The organism is Armatimonas sp., assembly GCF_043760365.1.
Lineage (GTDB): Bacteria > Armatimonadota > Armatimonadia > Armatimonadales > Armatimonadaceae > Armatimonas.
Map to the genome: position 1 here is coordinate 1 of NZ_JAYUPA010000696.1, position 3,769 is coordinate 3,769.

The 3,769-nt window shown below is 55.1% G+C and carries 5 protein-coding genes; all 5 read right to left on the reverse strand.

Going from position 1 to position 3,769, the window contains the following annotated elements; translation table 11 throughout:
• Positions 1 to 160: 160 nt before the first annotated feature.
• A complete protein-coding gene (fliN, locus tag ACH2EH_RS16370; RefSeq protein WP_395143219.1) occupies positions 161 to 535 on the reverse strand; it encodes a flagellar motor switch protein FliN in 375 nt (124 codons plus the stop codon).
• Positions 532 to 1,434, reverse strand: a complete 903-nt coding sequence (locus ACH2EH_RS16375) for a FliM/FliN family flagellar motor switch protein (RefSeq protein ID WP_395143221.1) — start codon at positions 1,432 to 1,434, stop codon at positions 532 to 534. The genes fliN and ACH2EH_RS16375 overlap by 4 nt, the downstream gene beginning before the upstream one ends.
• A 28-nt stretch (positions 1,435 to 1,462) precedes the next feature.
• Positions 1,463 to 1,933, reverse strand: coding sequence for a flagellar basal body-associated protein FliL (fliL, locus tag ACH2EH_RS16380; protein ID WP_395143223.1), 471 nt, complete (start codon positions 1,931 to 1,933; stop codon positions 1,463 to 1,465).
• A 200-nt stretch (positions 1,934 to 2,133) separates the two neighbouring features.
• A complete protein-coding gene (locus tag ACH2EH_RS16385; RefSeq protein ID WP_395143225.1) occupies positions 2,134 to 3,354 on the reverse strand; it encodes a flagellar hook protein FlgE in 1,221 nt (406 codons plus the stop codon).
• A 68-nt stretch (positions 3,355 to 3,422) separates the two neighbouring features.
• A partial coding sequence (locus ACH2EH_RS16390) for a flagellar hook capping FlgD N-terminal domain-containing protein (protein ID WP_395143227.1) occupies positions 3,423 to 3,769 on the reverse strand: 347 nt, incomplete at its 5' end.

Below are 3,769 nucleotides of genomic sequence, written 5' to 3' on the forward strand. Positions count from 1 at the left end.
AGGAGCCGGAGCGGGCGTCGTCGCGGCAGGCTTCACGGCTGCTGGAGCGGCGGTCTGGGCGTGTGTTGCTGTAGAGGCAGCAAGCAAAAATGTCAGAGAGAGAGTGGCAAGAGACAGAGATTTCATGATCGTAAACCTTTCTAAAAGCAAGTCAAATAAGTTAGCGTTGGGTAGGCAGAGGAGTGCCCAGTTCTGTGATGCGCACCCCGAAGTGCTCACCAATGACGACGATCTCACCGCGGGCAATGCAGTGCCCATTCACGAGAATATCCACGGGTTCGCTGGCGCTGCGCTGAAGCTCAACGAGTGCACCAGGAGCCAGGAGCATCACTTGGCGGACAGGCATCTCAACACGGCCAATCTCGGCACTAACTGTCAGGCGCACATCCAGAAGATACTCCGGGGTGTGTCCGAAGGGAGCTGCACTACTGTGGTTAACAATGTCGTGCTCCTTTTGTGCCTTTTGCTCCGTGTGTGCCTTTTGCTCTGTGCGAGTCTCTTCCGTCAGGGGCTCCTGAGTTGTCAGGGTACTCATCCGTTTCCTTTCTCCTTAGGTCCGGAGACTATCTCCAGAACCACATTCTGTCCTGCCAGGCCCGCTCGTGCTCGGAGGAGCACTCCTTGGTCTAGCTTAAGGTCAACTAAATCTTCCGCGTGACGGTCCAAGGTGATCACGTCCCCGATCCGCAGGCTCGCCAGAGCATCCAGTGAGAACTCTGTCTCCCCGAGCACGGCATGCAGATCCAGCGGGACATCTCCCAGGCGCTCCATAAGCTCTTGACGGGCGATCTTTGTCTTGGTCTGTTTGTAGGTGAGCCCGAGCAGATCACGGACACTGTCTACGGAGAGAGAGATAAAGAGCCCCGCCTCGATCGTCCCACAGCGAATGGGACACTCCACACGCATCCAAAGAGTGTTGAGGTCGTTTTCTTCACTCTCTGTTTCGTCTTTATTGCTGAGTCGTAGCGTCATGACATTAAAGGCGGTGCTTAGCTGAACCAGCCACTCCGCCACGAGCTCCCGGAGCAGCGAGCGCTCCGATGCCATGAGTGCACGATCCGCCTGAAGAGAGATCGGGGAGCCGAAGAGCCGCTCACAGAGAGCTGCCGCAAATGGTCTTGGCAGCGCCAGCGAGAGTGTCTGGCCTTTATGAGGTCCGTAGACCGCGTGAAATATCTCCTCATCCCCACGCCAGCGCTGGCTCTGGCTGACAATCATCTGCTGGGGGGGCAGAAAAGTACAGGGCAAGCGAAGCAGACTCGTCAGCTCACGCTGAAAGTGCACGCCCCACTGGGTAAGCTTATTGAAAAATGCCGCTTGCTGTTCTTTATCCAACTGACTGACGCTAGGAAAGACGGCAACAACGACATCAGGCGTGGTGTAGAGGCTTTTTAGAGCCGAGCGCTCTTCTGGATTGAGTAGTTCCTGTGTCATGATTTTCTTTCTTGAAAGGCATCATGCCCTATTGCATCGCAAAATTCTCTAAATAGATATTACAGACATGTGCTTTTGGTACTAATTTGTCCATTTTTGTACGGAGTTCATCTTTTAATTTGTCAAGACCATCAGATTTATGGAGATCTCCAAATGTTTTCTTGGAAACCGTGCGAATGACCATGTCACGCAGCACGGGATCATGGAGCTTTAAATCTTCCTCTGCGATCTTTTCTTCAAAGCCGACGGCGATAGTGACTTTGGCGTAGCGGAGGTTGGTTTCCGGGTCGGCAAGGTTAATCACCAGCTCGCCCAGAGGGTGGATCGTCAGCGGGGTGCGCACCTGGGGCTCTACAGGAGCCTTGTGCGTGTCGGCAGGACCTGCGGCGGCTACGGGAGCTTTACCGCGGAGGAGCAAACCGGTGCCAACTGCAGCTCCTATAGAGCCTAGTACCGAGGTTGCGACAAGAATAATAAGGGTTTTACCAGCGATTGCCATTTCTTTGTTTCCTGAATCTTCCAGAGCACTTTCTCGCTCCTGAGTGGATTATCGCCCTAGAGGGAAACTAAGATAATAGGCAGTCTGGCTAATCTTGGATCGCCAGGGGGATATAAAAAAAAAGCAACCGGACTAACGAGCATTAGTCGGGTTGCTCAGGAGGGAATAAGGTGAGAGAAACAAACAGGAATCGTCAGAGATTAGCGGCCGAGCTGCATGAGCTCCTGGAGCATTTGATCTGACGTGGTGATCACGCGGGAGCTGGCCTGGTAGCCACGCTGGGTGACAATCATATCCGTGAACTCGCGGGTCAGATCAACATTGGAGCTTTCCAGAAAGCCACTGCGAAGCGAACCATGACTGCTGGTACCCGGTGTGCTGTAGACAGGATCGCCCGAGTTGATGGTCGAGCGGAAGAGGGTGTCTCCGATATTTTCCAGCCCTTCGCTATTGGCGAAAGTTGCTGTGACCATCTGCCCCATGGTCTTGGTCAGGCCATTGCTGAAGACGCCAGCGATCTCTCCATTTTCATGAATCGTCACCGAGGTGAGAGTTCCTGGTGCGAGGCCATCCTGAGCCGACAGAGAGGCTGTGGCGCTTTGGGCAAGCTGGGTCATTCCTCCGGTATTGAGATCGAAGCTCAGGTTGCTCTGGGCACCTCCGCCGCCCGTCAATGCGAGAGTGAGAGGGAGCTTGCTTAGTTGTGCCGTCCCGTTTGCATCAAAAGTAAGATCCGGAGTGCCACTCACACTGACCGCTCCATCCGGGCTGGTGCCGCTCACTGTCCAGGTATTGGCTGTCGCGGAGCGGGTCAGGCTGAGGCTAAGAGCATGCGCCGAACCTAACGAGTCGTAGACCGTGGCCGTAATGGGCTGGCTCTGACCGACACCCAGGCGAGCATCCAGGTTTCCTCCCAGGGTGATCTTGGAGGTGGCACGGGCCATACTGGCTGCCCCAACGGGAAGCTTGACCGTGGATGTCGGACTCACGCTGCTGCTGCCTTCGGGGGCTGCCACCACGCGGAGCTTGGTGGCCATATGCACCAGAGTGCCATCACTGTCTAGGCCGAGATTGCCATTACGGGTCATAAAAATAGACGTGCCGTCGGTTACGGTGAGAAAACCGTTTCCTTCGACTGCGACATCGAGGTTACGCCCCGTGTCCTGAAGGGCCCCTTGGGCAAAGTTCGTATCCAGCGACGAGACACGGACACCGCCTCCAAGGGTGGAGGGATTAGAGCCACCGCGCTGGGCAGTGGTGGTGCTCGCGGGGTGGAGTGTCTGGTTGAGCAGGTCTGAGAACGTGACACTGGTGCTCTTAAAGCCAATCGTGTTAGCATTGGCGACATTGTTTCCAACCGCATCCATCCGAGTCTGGTGGGCGAGCATTCCGCTCACGCCCGCTTGCAAAGCAGTGGTCATATTAAGTGATCTTCCTTTTCTCTGTACTTCTCTTCGACAGGTTTTCCCCGGAGGGAAAGACCTATTTTTTAGTGGATAGACTGAACTTTCGCATAGGGCACCTGATTGCCATTGATGAGCAGAACAGGGGAGGCGTTCTGGAGCATCACGGCAGAGACTCGGCCCGTCTGGATAGTCGTTTCTCCCTCAGGGAGGTAGTCCACTTCGTGGCCGACCACCTGGAGTGCCTGCGTGCGCTGCTGGGTATTGATCAGGGTTGTGAGCTGTTTGCCCATGTCCTGAGAGGATTCCAGTGTTGATATCTGGGCCATTTGGGAGATAAATTGTTCATTACTCATAGGGCTAAGAGGGTCCTGGTTACGGAGCTGGGTGGTGAGGAGCTTCAGAAAGTCCTGCTTGCCCAGCGTGTTTTCAG

Excerpts from the sequence above, each read along its gene's own strand:
- fliN (WP_395143219.1), bottom strand. The coding sequence starts at position 535 with ATGAGTACCCTGACAACTCAGGAGCCCCTGACGGAAGAGACTCGCACA.
- ACH2EH_RS16375 (WP_395143221.1), bottom strand. The coding sequence starts at position 1,434 with ATGACACAGGAACTACTCAATCCAGAAGAGCGCTCGGCTCTAAAAAGC.
- fliL (WP_395143223.1), bottom strand. The coding sequence starts at position 1,933 with ATGGCAATCGCTGGTAAAACCCTTATTATTCTTGTCGCAACCTCGGTA.
- ACH2EH_RS16385 (WP_395143225.1), bottom strand. The coding sequence starts at position 3,354 with ATGACCACTGCTTTGCAAGCGGGCGTGAGCGGAATGCTCGCCCACCAG.